This window comes from Phormidium sp. CCY1219, assembly GCF_035615515.1.
Classification (GTDB): Bacteria; Cyanobacteriota; Cyanobacteriia; order Cyanobacteriales; family Laspinemataceae; genus CCY1219.
In genome coordinates this window covers 1-3,247 of sequence record NZ_JAJENT010000930.1, presented here as the reverse complement: position 1 = coordinate 3,247, position 3,247 = coordinate 1, and the positions used below count along the sequence as shown (strand labels likewise).

The window sequence follows — 3,247 nt, the reverse complement described above, 5'->3', positions numbered from 1 at the left end:
ACGGAAAATTGTTCCCCCAAGGGGTTGACAAAGGGATTGAGGATGGGCTATCTTGAAGTTAAAGGGGGAATTCGGGCTTATGTGCAATGCTTGGATTGCATAAGCAAAAACCAGCGCTTCACCGAGGATGCGATCGCCCCTGATAATCATCGGCAAGTTGCATCATCGGAAAACCAGAATTGCTCTGGGAGGGTGTAGGAAAAAAAGCAATGCACGCTGAAAGCGAGTCCTCAATTCTCGACAGATTCGTGCTGAAAATTTCCCTCAAATTGCAATAACCGTGCCATTTTCCCGTAAAATAATAAAAACTACTAAAACTGACCCCGGCATATCCTAACCCATGAGTTATTACATTGCTCCTAGATTTCTCAATAAACTCGCCGTCCATATCACCAAAAACTTTATGGAATTGCCCGGAGTGCGGGTGCCCTTAATATTGGGAATCCACGGGCGCAAAGGGGAAGGGAAATCCTTTCAATGCGAACTGGTATTCCAGCAAATGGGAGTCGAAGCGCTGCATATTTCTGGCGGAGAATTGGAAAGTCCCGATGCAGGCGATCCGGCGCGACTGATTCGCCTGCGCTATCGCGAAGCGGCGGAATTGATTAAAGTGCGCGGTAGAATGTGCGTGCTGATGATTAACGATTTAGATGCAGGCGCAGGACGATTCGATCGCACCACCCAATACACGGTAAACACCCAATTGGTGAATGCCACCTTAATGAATATTGCCGACAATCCCACCAACGTGCAACTGCCCGGAAGTTACGATTCCACCCCCTTACATCGCGTCCCGATTATCGTCACCGGGAATGATTTTTCCACCTTATATGCCCCCTTAATTCGGGATGGTCGGATGGAGAAATTTTATTGGGAACCCAACCGAGAGGATAAAATTGGAATTGTCGCCGGCATGTTTGAACCCGATGGCGTACCTCGGCGGGAGATAGAACAGCTTGTGGATAGCTTTCCCGATCGCTCGCTCGACTTTTACAGCGCATTGCGATCGCGACTTTACGACGAACAAGTAGAAGAATTTATCCACAGCATCGGCATCGATCGCGTTTCGGCAAGATTGGTAAACAGCAGCGAATCCCCACCGCAATTTAAAAAGCCCAATTTCACCTTGCCTCACTTAATTGAAATGGGGCATTTAATGAGCGAAGAACACAACTGGGTAGAGCGGATGCGGTTATCCCAAGAGTACAATCGATCCTTAGCAGCAGGCGATCGCATATCCGAAACAGCGGTGAGAAATGCTTCCCGAGAAACAGAAACCATGAAAACCATAGATCGCAACCAAATTGCCAACCCAGAAACCACCGCCCCAAACGCCGGAAACCGCGCAAGCGCCCCACAGACCCCCCATCTGTCCCCCGAGATAATGGAACAACTGCAACAAATAGCAATTGGCGGGCATCGAATTGGCATCGAATATGTAGATAAGCGGCGCTTCCAGACCAACGCCTGGAAAAGTTGCGCCTCATTAAGCGCCGATCGCCAAACCGAAGCGATCGCCGCCCTCGCCGCCTGTCTGCAGGAACACCCCAAAGACTACGTGCGCTTAGTAGCAATCGACCCCAACGCCAAACGACGGATTACCGAAACAATTATTCAGCGACCCTAGAATTAAACGGATAGTCCGCGTAGATAGTCCACCGCTGGCCATTATGACGCAACAACGTCAGATGACTCGCGGTGAACTGGCGATCGAATGGGCGCGGTTGGAATTCCTTCCATCCCGCTTTAAAGTGATTGCGCTTCAAATCTTTAAAAGCGATCGTCATGTGGGGCGAAAACGGGCGAGATTTCGCCTTTGGATCCCTAATCCCCAAAGACTGTTCCATCTGCTGGATTAACTCAGACTGGATCGCCAGCAATTCCGGAGTTTTTTCCACATGCACTTGATACTCCCTACGGATAAATCCGAGGGATTCTTAAAGAGTCCAAAGTCGGACTTTTAAAGGCGCAATCAAAACACCTCTACTGACTCCATTGAGGTTAAACCCCAATTTTGCCGCTACTTTTCTCAAAATATTTGCTGCCCCATTACAGTCAGCATTGATTTTGAATCCATCTGAAGTTTGGTACAATCCCCGCTTAACTCGTTTTCCAGACTCTTTCCACCCTTCGGGTTTTTCACCAAATGTAGGTAGTTCATCAAAGTCTAGAAAACTTGCTTTGCTGGTGTAGGATTCTTCGGTTTCAATGAACTGGATACCATATTGCTCACAGAGTTGAGCAATTCTGTCTTTTAGTCTAGCTGTAGGGATTTGAACAAAACTTTGATTGGTTTTACTACCGAGATTAATTTTTTGTCGTTGTCCTTCATTCCAGCCGAATACCACAGTTCCGATTCGGTGTTCAATGCAGTGATTTAATACGATTCTAGCAGCTTTATTAACTGCATCTCGCATTTGTCGGTTACGCTTTTCGGTGACTCTAGCCAATTGGTTTGACCAAAACCCTTGAGGTTGATTTTCTTTTAATCTTGCTACTCGTTTGTTGTACCACTGGTTCAATGATTTGAGATGCAACCCATCAACTATGAAAGATGTGCCAACATTGCTCACACAGGTGAGCCAGTTATTCAAGCCTGGGTCTATGCCTAAAACATTGTTGGTATCGACATCAGCCTGCACTGATTCAACTTTGTAGATAAACTCAAGGTAGAAAGCACCATTTCTTGGTAAGATTCGATATTCTCGAATTTTGCTAAAATCTAAGTTGGACGGCTTATGCACATAAAAGCTATCGACTCCGAACCAAGTTTTAACCAGTCTTCCTAGAGGAAACCGCAAACCTAATTCTTTCAGTTTCACCGCTTGTTTCGGATAGGTGACGAGGTTCAACCCTGGCTTTCTATAGCTAGGAAGTTTCGGTTTCTGCGTTACTGTACCTTGACTGATTCCCTTAATAGTCCCAAAAATGACTTAAACGCTTCAGCAACGGTGGTTAGACACTGCTGGGCTGATTGGGAGTACATCACTTGAAAATGTCGATTAGAAGCCATAAGGCGATGCAAGTCAAACTTATTCGGGATTTTACCCGTTTTGAAATAAAGTTGCCTTGCATAATACGTTCCGCAGTTGTGCAACTTATTAGACTCACCACAAATAAACTCAAGAATCGCTCTTAGTTCATTATTGGGATTAATTAAAATTTGTTGACATCCAAACATTTTTTTCACCTCCTTATGATATTATAAAGCACAAAGCCTTATCATGTCCAACGAATATAATTGCGG

4 protein-coding genes are annotated in these 3,247 nt (G+C 45.7%); 1 reads left to right on the top strand and 3 read right to left on the bottom strand.

What is annotated here, in order from left to right; all coding sequences use genetic code 11:
* Positions 1-340 precede the first annotated feature (340 nt).
* Positions 341-1,627: a ribulose bisphosphate carboxylase small subunit gene (locus tag LKK83_RS30385; RefSeq protein WP_324635208.1), complete on the top strand. Its 1,287-nt coding sequence runs from the start codon at positions 341-343 to the stop codon at positions 1,625-1,627.
* Here the strand turns inward: LKK83_RS30385 and LKK83_RS30380 are convergent.
* From LKK83_RS30380 to LKK83_RS30370, 3 genes are read right to left on the bottom strand one after another with little or no spacing between them, the layout of a single operon-like run.
* Entirely contained in the window at positions 1,611-1,904 is a 294-nt protein-coding gene (locus LKK83_RS30380; RefSeq protein WP_324635207.1) for a 2'-5' RNA ligase family protein, read from the bottom strand. The genes LKK83_RS30385 and LKK83_RS30380 overlap by 17 nt on opposite strands.
* 33 nt (positions 1,905-1,937) lie before the next feature.
* On the bottom strand, positions 1,938-2,852 hold the full coding sequence (locus tag LKK83_RS30375) for an RNA-guided endonuclease InsQ/TnpB family protein (protein ID WP_324635206.1): 915 nt from the start codon (positions 2,850-2,852) through the stop codon (positions 1,938-1,940).
* A gap of 38 nt (positions 2,853-2,890) precedes the next feature.
* Positions 2,891-3,181, bottom strand: a complete 291-nt coding sequence (locus tag LKK83_RS30370; protein ID WP_324635205.1) for a hypothetical protein — start codon at positions 3,179-3,181, stop codon at positions 2,891-2,893.
* Positions 3,182-3,247: the final 66 nt, after the last annotated feature.